The following is a 24,841-nucleotide window of genomic DNA, read 5'->3' as shown; positions in this document are numbered from 1 at the left end:
TTCAAGGAACGATCCGCCCCAGCCGGACGGCGGTCTGCCCGGATTTGGGGCGCCGGGCCGGCATGATCAGCACGCAGTCGTCGTAGGGCGTCACGATCGGGCGATCGCCGTCGCGGCCCAGGACCGTTCCGGCGCGGGGGATGATCTCCATTCCCACATAGGGCTCGTCGAAGAAGAATTCGTCGGTCTCCGCTGTCACCGCCTCGGTCACCTCAACGGTGCGCAGCGGATCGGGGTGACGGCGGATGTGGCGATCGGCCAGCGACGGGTCGATCATCTCCTGGGCGAGCAGGAAACGTATGGCGCTTTCCAAGGCGACCAGCGCCGTCTCATTGCGCCAGTGCTGGCCGCATTCGACCAGGATGGCGGTGCGCCGCCCGTCCGCCGCGGCGAAATCGGCGTAGTCGATCACCCGCTTTCCCGCCGCATGCCCCTCGTCCGCGACGATCCAGGCCGGATGGCCGAGCCGGCGGGCCAGCGCGCGGGCGCGGTCGGTCCGCCCGCACAGCGTCAGGGGCGGGGTGTCCGCCGTCATGGAATGCAGGTCGAGGATGACGTCCGCGGCGTCGAACACCGGTCGGAGCTGCCGGGCGCGGCGCAGCTCCACGCTGTCGCGCGGCCCGTCCAGAACGTCCGGCGACCAGACGCGGTTCATGTCCTCATCGACGAAGCGGGAGGCGTAGGGACGCTCGGCATCGAAGCTCTGGTAGGCGGCGGTGTTGGCGAAGACCAGGGTCAGCCGCCCGCGGGTGGGCCGCAAACCCATCCGGAACAGCCGGTCCATCGCCACCGCGCCGCTGATCTCGTTGCCGTGGATCAGCGAAACAATGACGGCTTGCGGGCCGGGACGCCCGGACTCCAGCGTCGTGACATGGTCGATGCCGGTGTTTCCACGACGGTAGGGGCCGATGTCCGGCGGCGTCAATTCGATCGGTGGCAGGGATTCGGTCAAGCGGATCTCGCCTTTGCGGGTCTGGCCGGTGCCGGGCGCGTTCGCCGAACGGTCAGTATGGCGGAGAGTCCGGCGGTGCGCCAGCCCCGCCATATCCACTTGTCCATCATGTCCTTTGCCTTACCGGTGTATGACGGTTTTTGGTCGACGGGCACCCGGCCATCGTCTATACCCGAATCCATCCGCCGCAGCGTCCTGCTATGCCATCCGGGCAGGTGCCGTGGTTGGTCGGCGCAGTTGGTACACCGGGGTCAGCCATGAGTTTCGTGATCGAGGACGTGCTCGTCCGCAACGATCCGATCGTCCCGCGCCTGCCGGTGTTCTTCGATTCACCGCACAGCGGCACCGTCTACCCGCGCGACTTCGCCTTCGTCTGCCCGCTGTCCACCCTGCGGCAGGCCGAGGACACCCATGTGGACGAGCTGTTCGCCCACGCGCCGGAGCATGGCGCCACCCTGCTCTGCGCCCTGTTCCCGCGCACCTACATCGACGCGAACCGGGCGATCGACGACATCGACCCGGCGATTCTCGACGGGCGCTGGCCCGAACCGCTGCGCCCGACGGAGAAGAGCGCCGCCGGCATGGGGCTGATCCGCACGCTGTGCCGCCCGGGGATGCCGCTTTACGACGGGCGGCTGTCGGTGGCCGAGGTGGCCGAGCGCATCGACCGCTACTACCGGCCCTATCATTTCCAGGTCGCCAGCGTGATGGACGATCTGGCCGCCCGGTTCGGCGCCGTCTGGCACATCGACTGCCACTCCATGCCCTCCGCGGTCGGGCCGGGGGCGGCGCACAAGCTGGGCATGGATTTCGTGCTGGGCGACCGCGACGGCACGACCTGTGAACCGGGCTTCACCGCCCTGGTCGAGCAGGTGCTGACCGGACTCGGCTACAAGGTGGCGCGCAACCATCCCTTCAAGGGGGTCGAGCTGGTGTCCCGCCATTCCAACCCGGCGCGGGGCCGCCATTCCCTTCAGCTCGAGATCAACCGGCGTCTCTACATGAACGAGGAAACGCTGGAGCGGAACGAGGGCTTCGCCCGGCTCCAGGCCGACCTGACCACCTTGACCCGCCGCATCTGCGCCCACGCGCAGGCCAGCACCGTACGCCGCGCCGCCGAGTAAGGGCGACGCCGGGAACGAGCGTCACGGCGAGAACTGCTCCTTCAGAATCCGCTCCTCGAAATTCAGCTCCGGATCGAACAACAGGGTCAGCGCGACGTCGCGCGCTTCTTCCACATCGACGCGGATGACCTCGCGCACCTCGGTCGAATCAGCCACGGCGCTGACCGGGCGCTTGACCTCTTCCAGAATGTCCACGGTGATCTTGGAGCTGTGGGGCAGCAGCGCCCCGCGCCAGCGTCGCGGCCGGAAGGAGCTGATGGGCGTCAGGGCCAGCACCCCCGCGCCCAGCGGGATGATCGGGCCGTGGGCCGACAGGTTGTAGGCGGTGCTGCCGGCGGGGGTGGCGACCAGCACGCCGTCGCAGATCAGCTCCGGCAGGCGGACGACGCCGTCCACGGTGATGCGCAGCTTCGAGGCCTGCCGCGTCTCGCGCAGCATCGACACCTCGTTGATGCCCAGCGCCTCCACCTGCTCGCCGTTGCAGCGGGTGGCCCTCATGCGCAGGGGGTGCAGCTTGACGCTCTGGGCGCTGGCCAGCCGCTCGGCCAGCTCGTCCTCGCGGAAGACGTTCAGCAGGAAGCCGACCGATCCCCGGTTCATGCCGTAGACCGGCGGCGGGTTCTGTCCGTCGCGCTTCAGCGCGCGGTGCAGCGTCTCCAGCAAAAAGCCGTCGCCGCCCAGCGCCACGACGACGTCGGCGTCCTCCAGCGGCGCGTTGCCGTAGCGGTGGACCAGCCGGGTGCGCGCCCGCATCGCCTCTTCCGTGCTCGCCGCGCAGAAGGCGATGCGGAGGTCGTCGGGCTTGCGGGCCGGGGAATCGGGCGCCAGCGGGTCCAGGGTCGGATCGGCGGGCAGCTTGGCGGCGGTTTCGGTCATGTCCGGAGGACCATAGCGCAGGATGCCCGGTTGCAGAAGGCCGCTTCGGTCAAGGGGAGGCGATGCGCGTCTTCCGGACGCATCGCCACGCGCAACCCCCTCACCCTCCCCATGCCGGCGGCGCGAGGGCGCCCGGCTGCGGGCGGATCATCCGCCGGTCACGCTCATGTGGCGCGGGACCGCCGGGCCCTGGTGGCGGCGGTCGATGATGAAGTCGTGGCCCTTGGGCTTGCGGGCGATCGCGTCGCGCACCGCCTGGACCAGCAGCCCGTCGTCGTCGCTGAGGCGCAGCGGGGTGCGCAGGTCGGCGGCGTCCTCCTGGCCCAGGCACATGTAGAGGGTGCCGGTGCAGGTCAGCCGCACGCGGTTGCAGCTTTCGCAGAAATTGTGGGTCAGCGGCGTGATGAAGCCGATGCGCCCGCCGGTCTCGGCCACCCGGACATAGCGGGCCGGGCCGCCGGTGCGGTAGTCGATCTCGTCCAGCGTCCAGCGCTTGGCCAGCTCCGCCCGCACGAGGCTGAGCGGCAGGTACTGGTCGAGCCGCGCCTCGTCGCCAATCTCGCCCATCGGCATGACCTCGATGAAGGTCAGGTCGAAGCCCTGCTCGCCGCACCAGCCGACCAGACGGTGGAACTCGTCGTCGTTCACGCCCTTCAGCGCGACCGTGTTGATCTTGACCTGGAGCCCCGCCTCCTTGGCGGCCTGGAGCCCGCCCAGCACCTTGTCCAGCCGGCCCCAGCGGGTGATCGCCTGGAACTTGTGGGGGTCGAGCGTGTCCAGCGACACGTTGATGCGGCGCACCCCGGCCTCCACCAGATCGCCGGCGTACTTGAACAGCATGGTGCCGTTGGTGGTCAGCGTCAGCTCGTCCAGGTCGCCGGCCTTCACATGGCGGCCCAGGCTGTGGATCAGCTCGTGGATGCCCTTGCGGACCAGCGGCTCGCCGCCGGTCAGGCGCAGCTTGCGGGTGCCCAGCTTGACGAAGGCGGAACAGACGCGGTCGATCTCCTCCAGCGTCAGCACCTCCGCCTTGGGCAGGAAGCTCATGTCCTCCGCCATGCAATAGACGCAGCGGAGGTCGCAGCGGTCGGTGACGGACACGCGCAGATAGCTGACGGTCCGCCCGAAAGGATCGACGAGCGGGGCGGCGGCGGTCGGCGGAACGGTCGTCATCGTCAGGCTTCTCCCCAAGGGGGTGCGTATCGTGCAGTCCGGGCGGCGATTATGACCCCGAACCCGATCCTGATATATAGGTCCGAGTTGCGGATTTTTCGCCACCTGGAATTTCAGGCGCAGGAGACCACGAAGCGCGGCGCCGGGACTTGACGGCGATCAAATCCCGGCGCCGCGCGGCGGTGCCGTCGGCGTCGCTCAGTGGATGCTGCCGCCGTCCGGACCGCCGTCCTTGCCGTTCTGGGCCAGTTCCCGCTCGCGCAGATAGTCCTCGGTCGTGCGGGGCGCGCGTGGGGCGCCGAGCGCGAAGGGCGAGTCGCCCCGCTCGAACTGGTCGACGACGCGACAGTCGCCGCACATGCGCATGCGGTCGGCGGCCTCCGGCGTGGCGAACATGGCGTGGCGTCCGGCCAGGACCGCGACGATCTTGTCGATCGAGGATTTGGTGGCGAAGGGCTTGCCGCACTTGACGCAGCAGAAGGGCTCCTCCTCCTTCAGCACCTTGGCGCCGCGGGCGCTGTCGCGGAAGTCGATCTCCGGGACCAGCGCGATGACCTTCTCCGGACAGGTGGTCTTGCACAGGCCGCACTGCACGCAGGCGTCCTGCGAGAAGGACAGCATCGGCTTGTCGGCGTTGTCGAGCAGCGCCCCGGTCGGGCAGGCGCCGACGCAGGACAGGCAGAGCGTGCAGCCCTCCGTCATCACCTGCACCCGCCCGAAGGGGGCGCCCGGCGGCAGCGGCAGGACCTCCAGCGGTTCCGGCGCGACCTTGTGCAGGTGGCGCAGCGCCAGCATGGTGACGGTGCGCTTGCCACCCATCGGCAGGAAGGTGCCGGGGGCGGGAGCACCCTCGCGCGGCAGGTCCCACAGCTCCGCGGCCACCGCGTCGGGGTCCTGGGCGTCGATGATCGACACCCGGCCGGAGCCGTAGCCCAGGCCGGCCATCGCCGTCTCGGCCAGACCAATCTGGCTGGCCAGCCCGGCGGTCTCGCCGGCGTTGCCCGGCCCGACCAGAACGCGCACCCGTCCCGCGCCATAGGCCAGCGCCGCCGCGAACACGTCGAAGCCGAGCTGCGTCACCTCGTTCACCGCGAAGGGCAGGACGCGGGCCGGCAGGCCGCGGCCGTACCGCGCGATCAGCGAGATCATCTCATCGCCGTGCCGCGGGTCGTGGACGAGCAGCACCGGCTCCGTCCCGCCGGCCTTGGCGTAGCTCGACAGCAGCGTGCGCAGCCGCTCGTAGACCGTCTGGAGCGGCGGCAGGGCGTAGGTGCTGGCCCCCGTCGGGCAGACCGAGGCGCAGGAGCCGCAGCCGGCGCAGATGTGCGGGTCGATCGCCACATGGTCGCCGTTCGGCGTGATGGCGCCGGTGGGGCAGACCTCCAGGCAGCGGGTGCAGCCCGTCTTGCGGCTGCGCGAATGGGCGCAAAGGTCGGCCTTGAAATCGATGTAGCGCGGCTTCTCGAACTCGCCGACCAGATCGGCGGCCTCGAACACCGCCTTGGCGACGGCGGCGGGGCTGTCGGGGTCGGGCCGCAGGTAGCCGTCGCGCTTCCCGTGCGCCGGGAACAGCGGCGCCCCGCCGGTCAGGTCCACGATGACGTCGCAGCGCGAGGCGGCGCCGTGGCGCGGCGGCTCGAAGCCCAGCACGGCGCGCGAGGCCGGGATGGCCGGGGCGTAGTCGTCCACCACGATCTCGAAATTGCCCAGCCAGCCCTTGGCGGCGCGGATGGTGCCCTTGAAGACCGGCACATCCATGACGCGCGGCGGGGCGACGTCCTTCGGGGACTTCAGCAGAACGGTGACGTCCAGGCTGCCGGACAGTTGCCGGGCCACCTCGATGGCGCGCTCGTCGGTGCCGTAGACCAGCGCGGTGCCTTCCGAGGCCAGCGTGATCGTGCCGGTCGGCGGGATGTCCATGGCCGCCTCGGCCAGCAGGGCGGCGATCTTCGGCCCGGCCAGCGCGCCCTCGTCCGACCAGCCGGCGCGTTCGCGGATGTTGGTGAAGGCCAAGGTGGCGTCCGGTTTGTCCTCCGGGTTGTCCTGGGCGGCGATCTCCGCGAACAGCGGGGCCTCCTGGGTGCAGGCGACGAGCAGAGGGGCGCCCTCCGCCACGCGCGCCTCGAACCGGTCGAGCTGGGTGCGGCAGAGCTGGGTGGCGACGGACAGCTCGCCCTCCGCCCCCGCCGCGGCCCCGCAGGCCCTGGCCAACGCCTTGCCGTCGAGCGCCATGCTGTGGGCGCAATCGCAGACGAGCACCGTCCGGCCGTTGATCTTCATCGCATCCAACCCCTTGCCCTGAAAAGACCTGCCCTGAGAAGCCCTGTTGCACAAGCCCTGTTGCACGCAGCGCGTTCCAGTTCTGTACATATCGGCTGGGTGGCACGGTTGCGACAGCAAAATGCGTGCGGCAGGATGGTCGTCCCCCTTCATCCCTCGGACTCGCCTGCCATGACCAGCGCCCCCACCGTCCGCGACGCCCGCGTCGAGGACGTCCCCGCCTTCCAGCGGATCTACGAGCACCATGTCCGGCACGGCGTCGGCACCTTCGAGGAGGAGCCGCCCGACGTGGCGGAGCTGGAGGGGCGCTTCCGCGCCATCACCGGCGCCGGGCTGCCCTGGCTGGTCGCCGAGCGCGACGGCGTGGTCCTCGGCTACGCTTACGGCAGCGCCTACCACGTCCGCTCCGCCTACCGCTTCACCATCCAGGATTCCGTCTACATCGCCGAGGAGGCGCGCGGTCAGGGCCTCGGGCGCCTGCTGCTCCAGGCGCTGATCGACCGCTGCGTGGCGCAGGGCTACCGCCAGATGGTGGCGCTGGTCGGCGGGTCGGAGAACGCCGGGTCCATCGGGCTGCACGCCGCGCTGGGCTTCCGCACCTGCGGCGTGGTCGAGGCCGTGGGGCTGAAGTTCGGGCGCTGGCTGGACGTGGTCATGATGCAGAAGGACCTGGGGGCCGGGCGGTCCGACATTCCGCAGGGCGAGGGACCGGGCCAGCCGGTGGCGGTGCGGTAAGGCGGGTCCCAATCCGCTTCAGCCGCCGCTCCAGCGGTCCAGGGCGGCGAGCGCCGGCGGAACGGCGGCGTCCAGCGCGCGGCACAGGGCGTCGGGGTCGCCCTTGCCGGTGTCCAGCGCGGTTTCGAGCGACCTTGCGGCGCCGCGCAGCGCCACGCAGCCGTAGATTCCGGCGACCCCGGCGATCTTGTGGGCCATGGCCCCGGCGGCCGCCCGGTCCCCGGCGGTCCAGGCCTGCCCCAGCGCGGCGTGGTAGCCGCGCAGCGTGACGAGGGTGTTGCTCACCAGGGCGGCCACCCGCTCCGCCGGCAGATGCTCGCGCATCTGGCGGATGGCGTCCTCATCGAACACGGGCCCATCGAGCACGGGCCCATCGAGCATAGGGGGAGCGGAGTCATGCTCCGGCGCCGGGGCCTTGCCGGCAACGGCGGAGGCCGTGGCGGAGCCGGTGGACAGGCGGTCCAGCAGGGTGGCCAGCGCGGGCAGGCGCAACGGCTTCTCCAGGACGGCGTCGGCTCCCGCCGCCCGGCAGCGCTCCACCGCCCCGGGCACGGCGGAGGCGGTCAGCGCGACGATGCGCAGCCCCGCCGCCGTGGCTCCGGCGCCATGGGGAAGGGCGCGGATGCGGCGGGTCGCCTCGATCCCGTCCATATCCGGCATCTGCATGTCCATCAGGACGAGGTCGTAGCGGTCACGCCGTGCCGCCGCCAGGGCGGCCCGCCCGTCGCCCACCACCGTCACCACATGACCGGCGCGGCGCAGCATCATGGCCGCGGCCTGCTGGCTGACCGGCTCGTCCTCCGCCAGAAGGACGCGCAGCGAGGGCTTGCCGGGCGGCGCGCCGGTCCGCTCCGCCCCGTCCGTTTCGGACTGGCGGGCTCGCGGGAGGCGGGCCCGCGCGACGCCCAGTGCGGCCGTGAGGACCGCCAGCCCGGTGACCAGCCCGACCCCGGCCGGGGCGGCGGCGGACAGCTCCACGCCCGCCCAGCGGGCGTAGGACGCGTCCCCCTCCCGCAGCCCGTCGCGCAGGGCCAGCGCGCCGCGGCCGCTCCGCTGGGCGAGGTCCGTGGCGGTGCCGCGCAGCAGCGCGGCGATCCCCGCCGCCTTGGCGGTCAGCGCCTCCAGCTCCTGCCGCAGGTCGAAGAGGTTCCGGTCGTCCAGTCCCAGCGCGACGAGCTGGCGCGCGGCGTCGGCGCGGCGTGGGCTCGCGGCGTCGATCGGAAGGTCGTTCAAGGAGTCGAACAGCGCGCCGGCAACCTTGCGGAAATCGCCCTGCGCCGAGGCGGCCGGCGCCGTCGTGGCGGCGAGCAGGCGGAGGGCAACCGCCTGCCGTGAGTCGTCGATCCGGCGCAGCGATTCACCGTCCGGCGGCGGCGTGCGCGATGCGGCGAGAGCCGCCGCCAGCGCCTCGCTGCGGCCCGCCACCTGCCCGATGAGATCCTGAAGGCTGTTCTGCACGCTCAGGCGGCGCTCCACCGTGGTGTTCAGCTCGTCCGCCTCCGCGCGGATGGCCAGGGCGGCGAAGCGCAGCTCGGCGTGCCAATCCCGCGGCAGGCTGTCCAGCGTGGCGCCGAGCTGATGCGTCCTCTGGCGCAGGGCGTTGTGGGCGGCCAACCGGCGCTGGGCGGTGCCCGCCGATTCCAGTTCGGCCGCGTCCGAGGTCAGCCCGGCGGCCAGCTCCGCGACGCGCATGAGGTCGAGCGCCTCGTCCAGGCTGCGGGCGGCCTGGCCGCGGGCGCGGGCGTCCATCTCGGCCAGGGCGAGCCAGACGGAGCCGCCGACACCGGTGCCGGCCAGCAGCGCGGCCAGGGCAAGCGCTCCGATCCAACCGGCGCCAAACCTGGGAGCACCGAACCTGAGGGCGCCAATTCCAGGGACGCCGAGCGCGGAGGATTGCATCCGCGGGCTGCGGTCGCGATGGTGCGTGTGCGCCGCGGTGGCTGGCCCGGCGTCCTGTGCGTGCATGTCGGCCCGCCCGTTCCCGTTGGTGGCGCAGAGTACACCGGCTTGGCGAGGCTTTGCCATGGAGCTTCGGGGAGAGCGGTCGCGCCGGGCGCTCACACCGGCGAGGTGGCCTGGGTCCAGGCCGGGTCCTCGATCCGGTGCAGGCGGCCGGCCCCGGTGAGCGCCGCGCGCAGGGTCAGCGCCTTGCGCCGCGCCGGGGCCAGCCGGTGCTCCGGCGCCTCGCGCAGGATCTCCGCGCCATAGGCATCGGCGACCATCAGGCCGCAGTCGTCGGGGATCAGCTCCGCCGGGAAGGCGTCGTCCACGGCGAAGTAGAAGGCGTCGCACCAGTCCCGGTAGTCCGGCCATTTCTGGTCGGCCCGGAAATCGGCCACGCAGCTTTTCACCTCGACGATGACGACGGTGCCGGCGCCGTCCATTGCCAGGACGTCGGCGCGGCGTCCGCTGGCCAGCCGGAACTCCGCCATGCTGACGAAGCCGCGCGCGGCCAGCGCACGGCGCACCCCGCGGAAGATCGGGACGGCGCCGCCCGCCGGGATCGGCGGCTCGTCGCCCTGCAACAGGATATCGACCATCTCGAACGGAACAGTTCAGGAACGAAGGGGCACAATGACCCGGCTTCGCGCCGTTGCCAAGGGACTTTTGCCGTATCCGCGCCGCGCGAAAGGGTCAGGCGTGGTGGGCGGCGTGGGAGATGCCATGGGGAGCCGCATGGGGCAGGCTGCGCCGCGGCGGGAACATCAGGATGGCCGTCGTACCGGCACCGGGTTCGCTGTAGAGGTCGAGCCGCCCGCCGTGCATCTCCATCAGCCGCTTGACCACGGGCAGGCCGATGCCCGTCCCGGTGGCGCCGCGGGGGAGGGTCATGTCGGCGCGGCCGAAGGGTTCCAGGACGCGGGCCAGCTCGTCCTCGGCGATGCCGGCGCCGGTGTCGGCCACCATCAGCCCGATCCCGCCGTCCGGCATGGGGCTGGCCGACAGCATCACCTGCCCGCCCGAAGGGGTGAACTTCACCGCGTTCGACAGCAGGTTGGTGAGCATCCGCTGCAGCGCCCGGGCGTCGCCGTAGAGAAGGGGCAGGTCCCCCGACAGATCCTCCCCGATGTCCACGCCGCGGGCCGCCGCCTTGTCGCCCACCTGCGCCAGCGCCTGACGGGCGGCGTCGGCCACGTTGATGGCCTCCTCCTGCATGTCCGTCCGGGCGGTCTCGCTCTGCGACAGGTCCAGGATGCCGTCGATCAGCGACAGGAGATGGGTGCCGCTGGCGTGGATGTCCGCGGCGTAGCTGCGGTAGCGGGGTGAGCCGAGCGGGCCGAAGGTCTCCGCCAGCAACACCTCGGAAAAGCCCAGAACCGCGTTCAGCGGGGTGCGCAGCTCGTGGCTCATGTGCGCCAGGAATTCCGCCTTGGCCCGGTGGGCGCGGTGCGATTCCGGCACGGCGGGAACCTCGGCGCCAAGCTCCACGAGGGAGACGCAGACGGTCGGTGCCGCGCGGGCAGCGCCGGAGGGAGCGGTGTCGAGCGGGGTGGCGGCGATCCGCCAGCGCGCACCCCCGGGGGCGATCACCAGACGGCGCACCGTCTGCCTTTCCATCAGGCAATCGGCAAGGCAGGCGAACAGGCCGGCCCCATCGCCATCCTGGAGATCGTCGGCGCGCAGCCGGCGCCCGCTCAGGGGGTGCCCGAACAGCCGTTCCGCCGCATGGTTGGCCGTCAGCCACTCGAAGTCTGCGACGGCGCCGGTGCCGTCACGGACCGCGGCCAGGACGCCGATTCCGTCGGCCAGAGCCGCCAACGCCGCGCCCATCAGGGCATCGTCGGCCGGCGTTCGGTTTGTCGGTGTTCTTGTCGCCGCTGTTCTGTTCGCCGGAGCGTCGCCGCCCCGTGCAAGGTCGGCCAAACCGTTCCCCTCCGGCTCGCCGCGATCCAAGAGCGCAGCAGGCTCCGCGCCAGCCGGCGTTGCCGCCTCCGGTTGTCGGTCGCGGAAAGGGGGGTCGATCACGGCATCCATTGGTCGCATAGTCGAAAACTTTTGAGAAACATGCAACCGACAAATTGCGACAACCTCGGCCGTTACTAAAGCGTTCCGGGCAATGCTCGCGGCCTTTTCTTGACTTTTATATAAAATCCCTTTAATTGTTCGCGTGACCAGCGGCTTCGGGGCCGTGCCGGACGCCAAGCCGAATAGTCCTGTCGGTGGTCGGACGAACGGTGGGCTTGATCCTGGGCGCCGCATCCGTAGCCTGTTGCCGAGGGACCGCTTCCGGTCGCCCAGAAAACCGCGTGCACGCAGTGGGGGACGCCGCCCGTGACGAGCGAAGGAGCTTATCCGCATGGCGTGGGACGGCATGGCGCGGTCCTGGTCTTCGACGCCGACGACCGGCTGACCGCCTGGAACGACGCGGCGGAATCGCTGGCCGGTGCCGGCCGCCTTCTGGTCCCGGGGGCCTTGCCGGAAGCGCTGGCACCTCTGTTCCGTTGCCTGCCCCCCGGCCACACCGTCACCGACTGGCCGCTGAGCGGAGGCGGGTTCGTCCGCCGCACCGCCGGAGCGGACGCCGCCGGAGGCGGACCCACGGCGGGCGCCGACCTGTCGGGCCGCCTGTTCGCCGCAGCCAGCCATGACCTGCGCCAGCCGCTGGCCGCCCTGTCGCTGCTTCTGGGGGCCTTGGAAGGGCGGCTCGACGGGACCGCGGCGGGTGGCGGCAAGGGCGCTCCGGGGCGGGGCGGAGCCCTCGGCGACCCGGCGGCGCGCGACCTGCTGAACGCCATGGGCAACGCGGTGCAGTCGCTGCGCGGGATGGTGGACGGCCATTTCGACCTCGTGCGGCTGGAGGCCGGTCTGGTTCAGCCGGACATCGGCGCGCCCGTGGTCAACGGCATCCTGACCCGGGTGGCGCTGGACGCCGCCCCGCGCTTCGACGGTCGGGGACTGCGCTTCTCGGTGCTGCCCTGCTCGGTGCGGGTCGCCACCGATGCTTCGCTTCTGGAGCGTATCCTCCAGGGATTCGTGGCCAGCGCCCTGCGCCACACGGAGCGGGGACGGGTCGTGCTCGGCTGCCGCCGCCGGGGGCCGGATCTGCGGATCGAGCTGTGGTCCACCGGTCGCGGCCTGCTTCCCGACCAGCTTCTCGCCCTGCGGGAGGAGATCCGGTGCCCGGACGGATCGGGGGACCCCCCGGCGATCGATCTTGGATTGCGGCTCGCCTGCGGTCTGGCGCGGCGGCTGGGGCACCGGCTCGAGGTGGATTCGGCGCCCGGCCGCGGCACGATGCTGGCGGTGCTGGTGCCGCGGGCGGCTGAGGGGGCGGACGACCCGCCGTCCGCCGCGGAGCCCGCCGGCTCCGCCGGGGTCATCGGCGCGGCGCCGGGCGAGGACGTCAGCCGCGCCCGCGTGCTGGTCATCGAGGACGATCCGATGGTGCTGGAGGCGCTGGGCGCGCTGCTCGGCCAATGGGGATGCGCGGTGGTCGCCGCGGACTCGGTGGACGCCGCGCTGGAGCGGCTGGGTCCCGGTCCGCAGCCGCCCGACCTCGTCATCTCCGACCTGCGGTTGAAAGGGGCGATGAACGGAATCGTCGCCATCCGCCAGATCGGTAAGGCGCTCGACGCCACGCTTCCCGGGCTGATCCTCACCGGCGACACCGATCCGATGCGCCTGCGCGAGGCGCGGCTGTCCGGATATCCGTTGCTTCACAAGCCGGTGGCGCCGATGGCCCTGCGGGGGGCGGTGGCGCGGCTTCTCGGCCGCGAGCGGCTGAAGTCCTGAGAAGGTTTCGGGTCGCTTTCAAGTGCCAATCCCCGTCGCCGTTCCTGTATTGCAGAATTGACATCGAAATGAGCGCGCAATCCCCTTGCAAACGACAATCAATAGTCGGCCACACCCATGTCCTCGTGGGGACAAACTATCCATTTGGGAGGATAAGGGCTTTTCCATTATCGAGGCGCGGGGGCGCTTGCTATAGTCGGATGATCTGACGATTTCGGTGATGGCCGTTGGGAACGGGTGGCATGCCGCTGCTGGACAGAAGGAGGCGGGTCTCGTTAGCGGTTCCGGTGCTGGTCGCCGCGGGCCTGACGCTGACTCTGGGCGCCTTTTTCCAGATGCGCTCCGCCAACCGCGCGGCGGAGCGCGCGCAGCACGAGCGGCAGTTCACCCAGTTCCATGACGCCCTGACGGAGCGGATCGGCAGCCACACGCTGCTGTTGAGGACGCTGCGTTCGGCCTTTTCGGATTCCCGCCCGGCCGACCGCGACGGCTTCGCGGCGGCGGTCCGGCCGATCATGTCGCTTTATCCCGGCCTGTGGTCGGTCGCCTGGGTAAGCCGGGTGTCCTCGGCGGAGGTTTCCGCGCTGGAGGCGGCGATGCGGGCCGCCGGGCGGCGGGACTTCACCGTCCGGAACGCGGACGAGACGGGCGGCACCTCTCCCGCCACGGCCCCGGCGGCCTCCCATGGGGATCTGTTCGTCAACACGCTGGTGGAGCCGGAGCGGGGCGGCGCCTTTGGGCAGGGAATCAACATCCTGTCGCTGCCCAACCGGGCGGAGGTGCTGGCGCGGGCCTGCGCGTCGGGCGACCTGACGGCGACGGAGGCCCTGCCGCCGCGTCAACGGGGGGAGGCCGGGCACAGCATCGGCCTGTATCTTCCTGTCTACCGCTACCCCGTGGACGAGATGGACGGTGCCGACCGCTGCGCCGAGGTCGCCGGCTACGTCGCCTCGGTCTTCGGCATTGCCCGCCTTCTGGAGGAGGCGGGCAACCGCGTGGACGGTTTGCACGGGGCGGTGCACCTGCTCGACGGGCCGGCGGAGGATGGCGGGCGCATCCTGGCGTCCCGCGACCTCGACGCCCCATCCGCGAGCCGGGAGGGCGTTCTTTTCAGCGACATCCGCAAGGATGGCGATACGGTGGTCGAGCGCGATCTGCTGATCGGCGGCCGGCGCTGGACCCTGGCGCTGGCCATTCCGCCCGAACCCCGGCTGGCACCGGTGGACTATCCGGCCTGGATCGTCCTGGTGATGGGGCTTCTCCTGACCGGCGCGCTGGCCGGCTACACCCGGCGCGAGGCGCAGGCCAAGCGCTTCCTGGTGACCGAGGCGCGCGCCCGCGCCGCCATGGCCCGCGCGCTGCGCGAAAGCGAGGAGCGGTTCCGCATGGCGCTGCGCCATTCGCGGGTCGCCGTGTTCAGCCTGGACCGCAACCTGCGCTATATGTGGATGTACAACCCGCAGACCGGGCGGGCGGCGGAGACCTTCATCGGGCGGACCAACGCCGCCATCCACGCGCCGGACGACGCGGCCCGGCTGGACGCGGTGAAGCGGACGGTGCTGGAGACCGGCACCGGCTCCCGCCAGGAGGTCCGCATCGGCGGGGCCCCCGGCCCGGAGCAGGTGTTCGACCTGATCGTCGAGCCGCTGCGGGACGAGGTCGGAGCGGTGTCGGGCGTGATCTGCGCCGCCATCGACATCTCCGACGGCGTCCGCATCCGCGAGGCGCTGGCGGAGGCCCATGCGGAGGCGGAGCGAGCCAACCGGGCCAAGTCGCGCTTCCTCGCCGCCGCCAGCCACGATCTGCGCCAGCCCTTCCAGGCGATGAGCCTGTTCCACCACATCCTGTCCGCCCGCCTGTCCGACGCCAAGCAGCTGGAGGTGGCGGAAAAGCTGGGAGAGGCGATCGCCGCCGGCAACACGCTGCTCAACACGCTGCTCGACACCTCCGCGCTGGAGGCCGGCAACGTCAAGCCGCGCCCCACCGTCTTCCCGTTCCAGGACATCGCCAACCGGCTGAACCGCGAGTTCGCGGAGCAGGCGGCCAGCAAGGGCATGGTGCTGCGGATGGTCCCCACCTCCGCCTGCGTGCTCAGCGATCCGGTGCTGCTGGAGCGCATGGTGCGCAACCTGCTGGTCAACGCGCTGCGCTACGCCGGGACCGGGACGATCCTGCTGGGCTGCCGGCGCCGCGACGGGCACGCGCTGATCGAGGTGTGGGACACCGGGCCGGGCATTCCCGCCGACCAGCTCAAGCTGATCTTCGACGATTTCTACCGCTGCGGCACCGACCAGCGGGACAGCGGGCGCGGGCTGGGGCTGGGACTGTCGATCGTCCGGCGCACCGCGCAGATCCTCGGCCATCAGGTCGATGTCCGGTCGCGGGTCGGCAAGGGCACGGTCTTTTCCATCGCCGTGCTGATGGTCGGCGACCGCCACCACCCGTTGCCCGAGGAGCCCACCACCTCGGTGGCGAGCGCCTGAGCCTCACCGGCCCTGCCACGCTTGCGCCATGCGCGCGGCGGGCGTGTGCGCTGCGGAATTGTCGTGGATGGCCGGGCGTCATCATCGCCTTTTCACGAAAATCCCGACAATCCGTCAATTCCGGGGCTCCGCGCGCAAGGTCTTGCCATGCTGCGCCTGCTCAGTGATACAATGCTGCGCGAGCGGATTGTCGTGCCAGGAAGTAAACGGATTGCCTCTCTCAACCGCTTGACATAGGTCATGGGGTGAAACCTTGGGTCGTCGTAAGACCGTGACGGAACGACATTTCCGCCGGTCGTCGAAGACGGACGGCGCGGGGTGCGGCGGGTCGGCGGAACCGGCGGCGACGGGGGGTGCGACATTGTTGCACCGCAACGGGGCCGCGAAATGCGCCACCCTGTCACATCTCTTTCACGGTGCCACGCTATTCAGGGCACCCCGAACCGGCCCTTGGCGGGCGGCTCTTTCCGGGCCGGCCGATCCAGGGGTCCAACAAAAAGGCCGCGGACGACAGGGCGATCCGCAGGCCGGGAGGATTCGGCCCGGGGATCATGCGATTCCGAGCCGCTATCCGATTGAGGAGCTTCTCCAATGGACCGTGTTACCGCGCCCGCCACCCCCGACTTCGGCAAGAACGGCTCAGCCATGATCGAGAACGTCACCTTCGAGGAAATCCAGATCGGCCAGCAGGCGAGCCTGTCGCGGCGTCTGACCATGTCCGACATCGAGCTGTTCGCCACGGTGTCCGGCGACATCAACCCGGCGCATCTCGACGAGGAGTATGCGGCGGACAGCCAGTTCCACAAGGTGATCGGCCACGGCATGTGGTCGGGCTCGCTGATCTCCGCCGTTCTCGGCACGCTGCTGCCGGGGCCGGGGACGATCTACATGGGCCAGGATCTGCGCTTCAAGCGCCCGGTGGGCCTGGGCGACGTCATCACCGTGACGGTCACCGCCAAGGAGAAGCACGGCGAGAAGAACATCGTCGTCTTCGATTGCGTCGCCCGCAACCAGGACGGCAAGGAGGTCGTCTCCGGCCTCGCCGAGGTGATCGCGCCGACCCGCAAGGTCCGCCGCGCCGCGCACGAGCTGCCGCAGGTCCAGGTCATCCGCCACGACGGCCATGACGAGCTGCTGGGCAAGACGGAAGCGCTGCCGCCGGTGCCGACCGCCGTCGTCCATCCCTGCGACGAAAGCTCGCTGAAGGGCGCCGTCGAGGCCGCCGAGGCCAACCTGATCGACCCGGTGCTGGTCGGCCCGGCCTCCAAGATCAAGTCGGTCGCCGAGGCCCACGGGCTGGACATCAGCCGCTATCGCATCGTGGACGTGGCGCATTCCCACGCCTCGGCCGAGACCGGCGTCCGGCTGGCCCGCTCCGGCGAGTGCGAGGCGGTGATGAAGGGCAGCCTGCACACCGACGAGCTGATGGCCGAGGTCGTCCGCAAGGAGACCGGCCTGCGCACCGGCCGGCGGCTCAGCCACGTCTTCGTGATGAACGTGCCGACCTACCCGCGCACGCTGCTCATCACCGACGCGGCGATCAACATCTACCCGACGCTGGAAGACAAGGTCGACATCGTCCAGAACGCCATCGACCTCGCCAAGGTTCTGGGCGTCGAGACGCCGCGCGTCGCCATCCTGTCGGCGGTCGAGACGGTGAACCCGAAGATCGCCTCGACGCTGGAAGCCGCGGCGCTGTGCAAGATGGCCGACCGCGGCCAGATCAAGGGCGGCATCCTCGACGGCCCGCTGGCCTTCGACAACGCCATCAGCCTGGAGGCCGCCCGCACCAAGGGCATCGTCTCCGAGGTCGCCGGCCAGGCCGACATCCTGCTCGTCCCCGACCTGGAGGCCGGCAACATGCTGGCCAAGCAGCTCTCCTTCCTGGCCAACTCCGACGCCGCCGGCATCGTGCTCGGCGCCCGCGTGCCGATCATCCTGACCAGCCGCGCCGACAACGTCCGCACCCGCCTCGCCTCCTGCGCCGTGGCCGTCCTGGCCGCCGCCGCCCGCCGCCGCGGCGCCGCCGCTGCGGCCGAGTGAGAGGAGCGCCCGTCATGACCAGCCAGAACGCGGGTGGCGGCAACGCCATCCTGGTCATCAACGCCGGCTCCTCCAGCCTGAAATTCTCGGTCTTCCGGGAAAGCGGGGAGGGGGGGCTGCGGGTGACGATCAACGGCCAGATCTCCGGCATCGGCACCGAGCCGAAGTTCGAGGCCAAGGACGCCGCCAAGACTCCGCTGGCCGAGCGGGTCTGGGCGGCGGGTGAGCCGTCCGACCGCACCGCCCTGCTGGCCTTCCTGCTGGACTGGATCGAAGGGCGGCTGGACGGGGCGAAGCTGCTGGCCGCCGGCCACCGCGTCGTGCATGGCGGCACCCGCCACGCCGCCCCGGTGCTGCTGACCCCGGCGGTGATGGAGGAGCTGGAAAGCTTCATCCCGCTGGCCCCGCTGCACCAGCCGCACAACCTCGCCGCCATCCGCGCGCTGGCCGAGGCCCATCCGGAACTGCCGCAGGTCGCCTGCTTCGACACCGCCTTCCACCGCGGCCAGCCCTGGCAGGCGCAGATGTTCGCCATCCCGCGGGAACTGACCGACGAGGGCGTGCGCCGCTACGGCTTCCACGGCCTGTCCTACGAGTACATCGCCCGGCGCCTGCCGGAACTGGCACCCGAACTGGCCGACGGCCGCGTCGTCGTCGCCCATCTCGGCAGCGGCGCCAGCATGTGCGCCATCCACGCCGGGCGCAGCGTGGACAGCACCATGGGCTTCACCGCGCTGGACGGGCTGCCGATGGGCACCCGCTGCGGCAACATCGATCCCGGCGTGCTGATCTACCTGATGCGCCAGAAGGGGATGGGCGCCGACGCCATCGAGAAGCTGCTCTACAACAAGTCGGGCCTGCTCGGCGTGTCGGGCCTGTCCAACGACATGCGCGCCCTGCTGGACAGCGAGGACCCGCACGCCGAGGAGGCGGTGGAGCTGTTCTGCTTCCGCATCGCCAAGGAGACGGGCGCGCTGGCCGCGTCCATGGGCGGCATCGACGCCCTGGTCTTCACCGCCGGCATCGGCGAGCGCTCCGCCCCGGTGCGGGCGCGGGTGGGTGACAAGCTGGCCTGGCTGGGCGTCGTCCTCGACCCGGCGGCCAACGAGGCCAACGGCCCGCTGATTTCCGCCCCGACCAGCCGCATCCCCGTCTACGTCATCCCGACCGACGAGGAGCAAATGATCGCCCTGCACAGCCGCAAGGCGCTGGAGAGCGTCTGACCCGCGGCCTTTCTGCTGAAGTCCCCAATGAAGAAGGCCCGCCGTCGTGACGGCGGGCCTTCCTTTTGCGGGGGAGGGCGGTCTGCGTTTACAGACCTTTCCAGAGCTTCAGATACTCGATCAACTTCCGCGTGTGGAGCGGCGGCGGTTGGTGGAAGCGGGCGACCAGACCGGCCTGCTCGTCCATCTTCACGACGACGCCGCGGCAGGCGAAATCCGAATGTTCCTCGCCAAGCCGGAAGAGGATGCGGAAGTCGAACTGCTGCTTGGCGATCAAATCCCCGTCATAGGGGCGGATGCGGAAAGACCCGAGGACGAATTCCTCCGGCACATATTCGTGGCTGTCGATCCGGATGATCGGGGGATCGGTGGGGCGTTCCTTGGCGTTGGACGCGGAAGCCGCGGTGGATTTGCCTCGTCCGCTCAATTTCGACAACCACGACATGGCGGCCCAGGCCCTTTCCAGACGACATCGTGACAGAACTGCGATTGTCCGGAGTTTCGGACCTATTTCCTTTAATAATGGTTAAGCTTGATCCGCCAGCGAAAAAGGTCTGATTTTCCATGCCACAACCACCGCCATCGGCCAATGGTGAGTGGTTTTGTCGCATGTTGCGCCGTCATGGCAACCATGACGTTGCTTTGCGGTGGCTTTTCTCGTCAAGTGACGGGAAAGTGATTACCTTTTTCAACACTTGATAAAAAGGTCTGTGGACAGACTTCGCCCGTTTCGGCATTTCGCAGGTGCGGCATCTTCTTCGCATCCGCAAATGAACAGCGAAAGGAGGCGCCGGCCGACGGCGAAGAACGGCGCGGCGGTCCGACCAAAGAAAACAGCCGCCGTGGTCTTCCGAAACATCCGCATTTGGAGGAGGAAAGCCATGATGCATCGCAACATCGGGGATCTTTTGAACCGCCGCCGCGTGGTCAGTCTTCCGGCGGGGGCGTCGGTTCGGGATGCTGCAAGGCAGATGAAAGCCGCCCATGTGGCGTCCGTCGTGGTCATCGCCTCCATCGACGAGCAGATCGAAGGCATCTTCACCGAGCGTGACCTGACCGACCGCGTGGTGGCCGACGGGCTGGACCCGGATCAGACCCGGTTGTCGGAGGTGATGACCCCGTGCCCGGTCACCGCGGCCCACGACATCACGGTCGGCGAGGCGTTGCGCCGGATGGTCGACCATGGGCTGCGCCACCTGCCCGTCGTCCGCGACGGCCGCGTCATCGGCGTCCTGTCCATGCGCGACTTCCTGGGCGAGGAGCTGATGCTGATCGAGCACGAGCGGGAGATGATGGACAGCCTGACCGAAGTCATGATGTGACGGTGCCCGGCGCCTCCCGCGCCCTCCGGGCGGCGCGGGAGGCTTTCGGCGGTCCCTTTACCCGAGTTTCTTCAGGGCGGTCTCGACCTTGTCGATCTTGGTCTCGGCCTTGGTCAGGGCGGCGTGCGATTCCTTCAGCCCGTCCAGGGACACCTTCGCCCCGGCGAGCAGCGGGCCGAAGTCGGGGTCCTTGTCGGAGACCATGGCCGGGAAGGACTTGCGGGTGCTGGTGATCTCGTTGGCGGCGGCGAGGATCTCCTTCTTCGCCTGGGCGGCCTGCTGGCGCACCTGGGTGATGTAGAAGGTCGCCGTCTTGATCGACGCCGCGCGCTTGTCGTCTTCCGCCTCGTCGGCGACCATCTGTTCCTGCTGCGCGCGGTCGGCCTGCCCGCCGACGTCGCGGGCGATGTTGTCGTAGAAGGCGTCGGCGTCCTGCGCCCGCTTGGCCAGCTTGCGGCAGCTCGCCAGATAGGTGGTGCGCAGGTCCAGGGCGCCCTTCAGCGCCTGGGCGGCCTCCTTGACGATGCCGGCGGCCTCGGCGGCGGCCTCGGCGGCGTCGTCCTTCAACTGGTCCAGCTTCATGACGATGGCGTCGGCCCGGTCGAACGCCCCCTGGGCCGGGTCGCGCCCGCCATGCTGCTTGGGGTCGAGCTTCATCTTGGCGACGGCGGCCTTGCCCTGCGAGAACAGCTTGGCGGCCTGGGCGGCGGTGGCGGCAACCTTCTTGGCCTGGGCGTCCACCGTTTTGGCGGCGGTCTGGACCGCGGCGGCCTGGGCCTTCGCCTCCTTGGCGTTGCCCGCCCCCTGCGCCTCCAGAACGTTGCGCAGCGCGAGGTCGGCGTTGGCGGCGGCCTGGTCGAGCAGCTTGATGTCGGCGTTGGTGGCCTTCAGCAACCCGTCGATCTGCACCGCGACCTTGTCGGCGATGGCGCGGGCGGCCTTGCCCTGCTCCTCGGCCTCCTTGGCCTTCTCCGCCTCGGCGTCCTCGCGCATCTCGGCGATGCGCTCGTTGACCGCCACGCCGGCGCGGCGCCCGATGTCGTCCAGCGCCTGCCCGAGCTTCTTCAACTCCGCCGCGATGGTCGCGACGCCCTCGGCCTTGGCCGACTTCTCCAGCGTCGTCTGGTAGGCGGTGGCGCTCTTCACATAGTCGAGCAGCGCCTTCTCCAGCGCCTTGGCGTCGCTCTTGCCAAGCGCGCTGTCGAGCGCCTTGGTCACGTCCTCCAGCCCGGACTTGTGGAAGACGCCCATGAACTTGGCGCTCGGCTTCTTCTTGCCGGTGGCGGTTTCAAAAGCCGTCTTGGCGGATTTCCAGTCGCTCGCGAATCCCATAGCGTTCCTCCCCGGATTGGACGGCGGAACGATGGGCCGGACGGGGTGGGCCGACAATCCGGGATGGGTCCATTGCGGATGGGTTCGGGAAAGGTTTCACGGGGGTGATTCACAGGGGGCGGGCCGGGGCGTAGACTGGGGCGGTGCGTTCCCGGAACCTCCTGGCGCGAGGAAGGCGATGTTTCTGCCGTCCATCCACGATTTCACCATCGAAGCCGCCGACCCCGCCCATTACGCGGCGCTGGACGGCGACTGGTCACTGGCCGTCGCCGACGTGGTGGCGAGCACCCGTCTGGCCGGGGAAGGGCGGCACCGCGACGTGAATTTCGTGGCCGCCGCGGTGGTCGCCGTCCTGTCCGAAGCGGTGCGGGAGCCGGAGCAGGCGCCGGCCTGCCAGTTCGGCGGGGACGGCGCCATCGCCGCGGTTCCGCCGGGCCGCCGGGCGGCGGCGGAGCAGGCGCTGGCGGCGCTGGGCCATTGGGCGACGACGGAGATGGACGTGCCTCTGCGCGTCGGCCTCGTGCCGGTGCGGGCGCTTCTCGACGAGGGGCTGGAGGTGCTGGTCGCCCTTCAGGACTTCGGCAACGGCGACGCCTTCGGCCTGTTCCTCGGGCGCGGGGTTGCCGCGGCGGACGCCTGGGTGAAGGCCGATCCGCGCTGGCGGCTCGAGCCGCGGCCCGGCCCGCTGACCGGGCTGGAGGGCGTGTCCTGCCGCTGGAACCCGGTGAACAGCGGACGCGGCGTGATCCTGTGCGTGATCGTCGACCCGCTGCCCGGCGGCGGGCCGGGAATGCCGGTGCTGGCCCGGGTCCAGGCCGACATCGAGCGGATCGTGCCGACCGCCACGGCGGCGCCGCTCGGCATGGGGGAACGGCTGGCGGTGCGCTGGCCGCCCTCCTGGCGGTCGCTGTGGCTGGAAGCGCGGACGCGCCCGCGCGGGCGGCGGCTGGCCTGCGTCCTGTCGCTTCTCGGGAAATCCGCCCTGCTCGCCGCGATACTGGGCGGCGGGTGGCGGGTCGCCGGCTTCGACCCGAACCGCTACCGCCGCGGCATGGCCGAACGGTCGGATTTCCGCAAGGCGGCGGGCGGGCCGCGCCTCGTCCTCGACGTGACGGAGGCGGAGGCGGAGGCCATCGAGGCCATGCTGGCCGACCACGCGGCGGCCGGGCGCATCCGCTACGGCACGGCGCGGGCGGCGGCCTCCACGGTGACCTGCCTGGTCGGCGACCTCGCCGCCGACCGGCATGTCCATTTCGTGGATGGGGCGGACCTCGGCTTCTGGCGGGCTTCGGTCATGCTGAAGGGGATGGCCGAGCGGAAGCCGTCCGCTCAGTAGCTCCCGCGGCTCAGCAGGCGGCGGCGGGATTCCGCCTCGTCCACCGTCACGATCTCGGTGCCGACCGGCCACAGGGCCAGCAGGGCGAGCTTCAGATGCGCCCAGGCGAAGGGCAGGCCGATGATGGTGATGGCAAGGCCGACCGCGGCCACCAGATGGCCGAGCGCCAGCCACCAGCCGGCCAGCACGAACCACAGGATGTTGCCCAGCGTGCCGAGCAGGCCGGTGCCCATGTCCTCGCGGCCACGGAACTCATCGCGGCGGACGGCGGTTTGTCCAAAGGGCAACAGGGTGTACCAGGCGATCGTGAAGGCCGACCGCGCCCACGGAATGCCGACGATGGTGACGACCATCAGAACGGCCGCGAGGAGCCATCCCGCGGCCATCCAGATGCCGCCGGTCACCACCCACAGGATGTTGAGAAGAAGGCTGAGGAAGGGCATCGGGTGTTTCTCCTTTTGCCCGCACATGTGGGGATGGCGGGTGGCTTCGCCCAGAGGAGGGATCGGCGAAAGTGGCGCATCGAAAGATTCACTCCCTCCCGGCTTCCGGCGGCTTGAATGCCCTCCGGAAAGGCCACAGATCGAAAGAGGGACCTTTGAGCAAAAAGCGGTTCCGTAGGGAACCGGGGTCCGCGCCGCACGCCATCCAGGGTATCACCGGATCGGAGGCCGCATGAACGAGGTCCAGAACCACGAAGAATCCACCGACGCCGCCGTCATGGGCGACGACGCCGAGAGCATGGCACCGGTGGTCACCGCCATCCTTGGCACCGCCATCGCCGCGGCGGCCAAGCGCGCCGGCACCGCCGACGTCGCCCACGGGGTGATCGCGGGGTTGCGCCTGCTGCGCTCCGCCGCGGAGTCGGAGGCCGGCTACACCATGGGGGCGGCGATCGACACCGCCATCCGCACGCGCCTGCTGGTGGAGAACCTGTCGGCCCTGCGCACCACCGGGTCCGCCCCGGCGCCGGTGCCGCTGCCCGCGCCGGGACCGGGGGTGGCCATCGCGTCGGCCATCTTCGTCAGCGCCGCGGAATCCTGCCTGACCGTCAACGCCCATGCCGAGGACAACGGGCCGCTGGAGATGGCCGTCTTCGCCTTCTCCACGCAGTTGATCCAGCAGCTCGGCGGGTCGCCGGACTGGCGGGATTTGATGCGCGAGCTGCACCGCCCGTCCGAGCCGCGCGACGACCGTCCGGTCGAGGCGCTTCCCGACGGCAACACCATCCACTGACGGCTCCCGTTCTTGTGCAGGGTCCGCCGGCAATGGCGGAACTGCACAACAATTGGGGTAAAAACCTGCGATTTTCGGGATTTGCGGCCACCGTTCGCGCCATTTCGGGCCTTTTTATGGTACGGGACAAGGCTGCAAACCCTCCATTAGGCTCCCTGTCAATCGGCGGAGACGATCTCCGCGACGTGTTCGGGAATCGGGGAGCGGAGCCTTGACCATACACAGCAGCGCCGGGCGGCCCGCCGGAGCCGCGTTCGGCATCGTGCCGTCGTCGCCCGGCGAGGCGCCCACCGCACGCTGCGGCGCATCGCGGGAGGTGGGGCCGGGCTGCGTCGTCGCCGGCGATCCCGCCGGACGGCGGATCATCCTGGTTCACGCGGCGTCCAGCGAATCCAGGGCCTGGACCCGCCTGCTGCGCGCCGTTCCGGCGGGGCAGGAATGGGTGGCCGTGCCGCGTCCCGATCCCGCGCCGATCAACGGCGCCGCCCGCCTGCGCGGCGACCCGAGCGTGCCGGCGGCGGCGTTGCGTCCGCTTCTGGCGCTCCGCCGCTCGCGCAAGCCGCTGCTGATCGGCTGCGGCAGCGGCGTGCCGGTGGCGCTGCGGGCCGTGCTGGACTTTCCGGAACTGGTCGGCGGCCTTCTGCTGATCGACCCGATGTCGGAGGAGGCGGCCCGGCCCGGCGTGTTCCGCCGCATCGCCGCCCGCATCCTGCCGCCGGTCATCCGCGACAGCGCGGCGGAGCTTCAGGCCATGGCGCCCTCGCTCGACTCGGTCCGTGTGCCGGTCACGCTGGTGCAGGGGAAAGATGAGCCGGACGGCCTCGCGGGCGCGTCCTTTCTGGAGCAACGGCTGACCGGTTGCCGCAACCTGACGGTCGTGACCGTTCCCGGCCAGCAGGTTTTGCCCGCCAAGCACGAATCGGCGATCCGCGGCGCTCTGGCGGCGCTGGTCGCCTCGGTGGAGCGGGGAGGGGCCTGATAAGGGAGGCCCGG

The 24,841-nt window shown here is 70.5% G+C and carries 20 protein-coding genes; 10 read left to right on the top strand and 10 right to left on the bottom strand.

Annotated features, from left to right (window positions below; genetic code table 11):
- Position 1 precedes the first annotated feature (1 nt).
- Positions 2–952: a succinylglutamate desuccinylase/aspartoacylase domain-containing protein gene (locus D3869_RS04945; RefSeq protein ID WP_247895727.1), complete on the bottom strand. Its 951-nt coding sequence runs from the start codon at positions 950–952 to the stop codon at positions 2–4.
- Between the two features lie 257 nt (positions 953–1,209).
- On the opposite strand from D3869_RS04945, the gene D3869_RS04940 reads away from it, so the two are divergent.
- Entirely contained in the window at positions 1,210–2,076 is an 867-nt protein-coding gene (locus tag D3869_RS04940) for an N-formylglutamate amidohydrolase (protein WP_137139160.1), read from the top strand.
- Positions 2,077–2,097: 21 nt separating this feature from the next.
- Here the strand turns inward: D3869_RS04940 and D3869_RS04935 are convergent, their stop codons facing one another.
- The 3 genes from D3869_RS04935 to D3869_RS04925 form a co-directional block, all read right to left on the bottom strand.
- Positions 2,098–2,952, bottom strand: a complete 855-nt coding sequence (locus tag D3869_RS04935; RefSeq protein WP_137139159.1) for an NAD kinase — start codon at positions 2,950–2,952, stop codon at positions 2,098–2,100.
- Between the two features lie 147 nt (positions 2,953–3,099).
- Positions 3,100–4,125, bottom strand: a complete 1,026-nt coding sequence (moaA, locus tag D3869_RS04930) for a GTP 3',8-cyclase MoaA (protein ID WP_014241273.1) — start codon at positions 4,123–4,125, stop codon at positions 3,100–3,102.
- A gap of 198 nt (positions 4,126–4,323) precedes the next feature.
- Positions 4,324–6,405 (bottom strand): 4Fe-4S binding protein, encoded by a 2,082-nt coding sequence (locus tag D3869_RS04925; protein ID WP_137139158.1) that lies wholly within the window; start codon positions 6,403–6,405, stop codon positions 4,324–4,326.
- Positions 6,406–6,576: 171 nt separating this feature from the next.
- Here D3869_RS04925 and D3869_RS04920 point away from each other — a divergent pair, with 171 nt between their 5' ends.
- Positions 6,577–7,140 carry a GNAT family N-acetyltransferase gene (locus D3869_RS04920; RefSeq protein WP_137139157.1) on the top strand — a complete coding sequence of 188 codons (564 nt, stop codon included), beginning with the start codon at positions 6,577–6,579 and terminating at the stop codon, positions 7,138–7,140.
- Between the two features lie 18 nt (positions 7,141–7,158).
- On the opposite strand, the gene D3869_RS04915 is transcribed toward D3869_RS04920, so the two are convergent.
- The 3 genes from D3869_RS04915 to D3869_RS04905 form a co-directional block, all read right to left on the bottom strand.
- Positions 7,159–9,105: a response regulator gene (locus D3869_RS04915; RefSeq protein ID WP_137139156.1), complete on the bottom strand. Its 1,947-nt coding sequence runs from the start codon at positions 9,103–9,105 to the stop codon at positions 7,159–7,161.
- A gap of 92 nt (positions 9,106–9,197) precedes the next feature.
- Positions 9,198–9,680, bottom strand: a complete 483-nt coding sequence (locus tag D3869_RS04910; protein ID WP_137139155.1) for an MmcB family DNA repair protein — start codon at positions 9,678–9,680, stop codon at positions 9,198–9,200.
- Between the two features lie 94 nt (positions 9,681–9,774).
- Positions 9,775–10,911 (bottom strand): sensor histidine kinase, encoded by a 1,137-nt coding sequence (locus tag D3869_RS04905; RefSeq protein ID WP_137139154.1) that lies wholly within the window; start codon positions 10,909–10,911, stop codon positions 9,775–9,777.
- Positions 10,912–11,412: 501 nt separating this feature from the next.
- Here D3869_RS04905 and D3869_RS04900 point away from each other — a divergent pair.
- The 4 genes from D3869_RS04900 (at position 11,413) to D3869_RS04885 (ending at position 18,622) form a co-directional block, all read left to right on the top strand.
- A complete protein-coding gene (locus D3869_RS04900; protein WP_247895726.1) occupies positions 11,413–12,873 on the top strand; it encodes an ATP-binding response regulator in 1,461 nt (486 codons plus the stop codon).
- A gap of 242 nt (positions 12,874–13,115) precedes the next feature.
- Entirely contained in the window at positions 13,116–15,356 is a 2,241-nt protein-coding gene (locus D3869_RS04895) for a sensor histidine kinase (RefSeq protein WP_137139153.1), read from the top strand.
- Positions 15,357–15,947: 591 nt separating this feature from the next.
- Entirely contained in the window at positions 15,948–17,399 is a 1,452-nt protein-coding gene (locus tag D3869_RS04890) for a bifunctional enoyl-CoA hydratase/phosphate acetyltransferase (RefSeq protein WP_432613406.1), read from the top strand.
- 14 nt (positions 17,400–17,413) lie between these two features.
- On the top strand, positions 17,414–18,622 hold the full coding sequence (locus tag D3869_RS04885) for an acetate/propionate family kinase (RefSeq protein WP_137139152.1): 1,209 nt from the start codon (positions 17,414–17,416) through the stop codon (positions 18,620–18,622).
- 88 nt (positions 18,623–18,710) lie between these two features.
- On the opposite strand, the gene D3869_RS04880 is transcribed toward D3869_RS04885, so the two are convergent.
- Positions 18,711–19,049, bottom strand: coding sequence for a hypothetical protein (locus tag D3869_RS04880; RefSeq protein WP_247895725.1), 339 nt, complete (start codon positions 19,047–19,049; stop codon positions 18,711–18,713).
- Positions 19,050–19,503: 454 nt separating this feature from the next.
- Between D3869_RS04880 and D3869_RS04875 the strand changes: the two genes are divergently transcribed.
- A complete protein-coding gene (locus D3869_RS04875; protein WP_175426398.1) occupies positions 19,504–19,944 on the top strand; it encodes a CBS domain-containing protein in 441 nt (146 codons plus the stop codon).
- A gap of 57 nt (positions 19,945–20,001) precedes the next feature.
- Here D3869_RS04875 and D3869_RS04870 read toward each other — a convergent pair whose 3' ends face one another.
- Positions 20,002–21,276 (bottom strand): hypothetical protein, encoded by a 1,275-nt coding sequence (locus tag D3869_RS04870; RefSeq protein WP_137139149.1) that lies wholly within the window; start codon positions 21,274–21,276, stop codon positions 20,002–20,004.
- Between the two features lie 178 nt (positions 21,277–21,454).
- On the opposite strand from D3869_RS04870, the gene D3869_RS04865 reads away from it, so the two are divergent.
- Positions 21,455–22,612, top strand: a complete 1,158-nt coding sequence (locus tag D3869_RS04865; protein ID WP_137139148.1) for a DUF3095 family protein — start codon at positions 21,455–21,457, stop codon at positions 22,610–22,612.
- Here D3869_RS04865 and D3869_RS04860 read toward each other — a convergent pair.
- Positions 22,606–23,055, bottom strand: coding sequence for a YccF domain-containing protein (locus D3869_RS04860; RefSeq protein WP_137139147.1), 450 nt, complete (start codon positions 23,053–23,055; stop codon positions 22,606–22,608). The two genes, D3869_RS04865 and D3869_RS04860, sit on opposite strands and share 7 nt — an antisense overlap.
- 232 nt (positions 23,056–23,287) lie before the next feature.
- Here D3869_RS04860 and D3869_RS04855 point away from each other — a divergent pair, with 232 nt between their 5' ends.
- Positions 23,288–23,848, top strand: coding sequence for a hypothetical protein (locus tag D3869_RS04855; RefSeq protein WP_137139146.1), 561 nt, complete (start codon positions 23,288–23,290; stop codon positions 23,846–23,848).
- A gap of 211 nt (positions 23,849–24,059) precedes the next feature.
- Positions 24,060–24,827, top strand: coding sequence for an alpha/beta fold hydrolase (locus D3869_RS04850; protein WP_137139145.1), 768 nt, complete (start codon positions 24,060–24,062; stop codon positions 24,825–24,827).
- Positions 24,828–24,841 lie beyond the last annotated feature (14 nt).

The organism is Azospirillum brasilense (genome assembly GCF_005222205.1).
Lineage (GTDB): Bacteria > Pseudomonadota > Alphaproteobacteria > Azospirillales > Azospirillaceae > Azospirillum > Azospirillum brasilense_G.
The sequence above is the reverse complement of the archived record's forward strand: the minus strand, read 5'-3'. Positions and strand labels throughout refer to the sequence as shown.

What these genes read in the sequence shown, in the direction of transcription:
- D3869_RS04940 (WP_137139160.1), top strand. Translation starts at nt 1,210, where the DNA reads ATGAGTTTCGTGATCGAGGACGTGCTCGTCCGCAACGATCCGATCGTC.
- D3869_RS04935 (WP_137139159.1), bottom strand. Translation starts at nt 2,952, where the DNA reads ATGACCGAAACCGCCGCCAAGCTGCCCGCCGATCCGACCCTGGACCCG.
- moaA (WP_014241273.1), bottom strand. Translation starts at nt 4,125, where the DNA reads ATGACGACCGTTCCGCCGACCGCCGCCGCCCCGCTCGTCGATCCTTTC.
- D3869_RS04925 (WP_137139158.1), bottom strand. Translation starts at nt 6,405, where the DNA reads ATGAAGATCAACGGCCGGACGGTGCTCGTCTGCGATTGCGCCCACAGC.
- D3869_RS04920 (WP_137139157.1), top strand. Translation starts at nt 6,577, where the DNA reads ATGACCAGCGCCCCCACCGTCCGCGACGCCCGCGTCGAGGACGTCCCC.
- D3869_RS04915 (WP_137139156.1), bottom strand. Translation starts at nt 9,105, where the DNA reads ATGCACGCACAGGACGCCGGGCCAGCCACCGCGGCGCACACGCACCAT.
- D3869_RS04910 (WP_137139155.1), bottom strand. Translation starts at nt 9,680, where the DNA reads ATGGTCGATATCCTGTTGCAGGGCGACGAGCCGCCGATCCCGGCGGGC.
- D3869_RS04905 (WP_137139154.1), bottom strand. Translation starts at nt 10,911, where the DNA reads ATGGGCGCGGCGTTGGCGGCTCTGGCCGACGGAATCGGCGTCCTGGCC.
- D3869_RS04895 (WP_137139153.1), top strand. Translation starts at nt 13,116, where the DNA reads ATGCCGCTGCTGGACAGAAGGAGGCGGGTCTCGTTAGCGGTTCCGGTG.
- D3869_RS04890 (WP_432613406.1), top strand. Translation starts at nt 15,948, where the DNA reads ATGGACCGTGTTACCGCGCCCGCCACCCCCGACTTCGGCAAGAACGGC.
- D3869_RS04885 (WP_137139152.1), top strand. Translation starts at nt 17,414, where the DNA reads ATGACCAGCCAGAACGCGGGTGGCGGCAACGCCATCCTGGTCATCAAC.
- D3869_RS04875 (WP_175426398.1), top strand. Translation starts at nt 19,504, where the DNA reads ATGATGCATCGCAACATCGGGGATCTTTTGAACCGCCGCCGCGTGGTC.
- D3869_RS04870 (WP_137139149.1), bottom strand. Translation starts at nt 21,276, where the DNA reads ATGGGATTCGCGAGCGACTGGAAATCCGCCAAGACGGCTTTTGAAACC.
- D3869_RS04865 (WP_137139148.1), top strand. Translation starts at nt 21,455, where the DNA reads ATGTTTCTGCCGTCCATCCACGATTTCACCATCGAAGCCGCCGACCCC.
- D3869_RS04860 (WP_137139147.1), bottom strand. Translation starts at nt 23,055, where the DNA reads ATGCCCTTCCTCAGCCTTCTTCTCAACATCCTGTGGGTGGTGACCGGC.
- D3869_RS04855 (WP_137139146.1), top strand. Translation starts at nt 23,288, where the DNA reads ATGAACGAGGTCCAGAACCACGAAGAATCCACCGACGCCGCCGTCATG.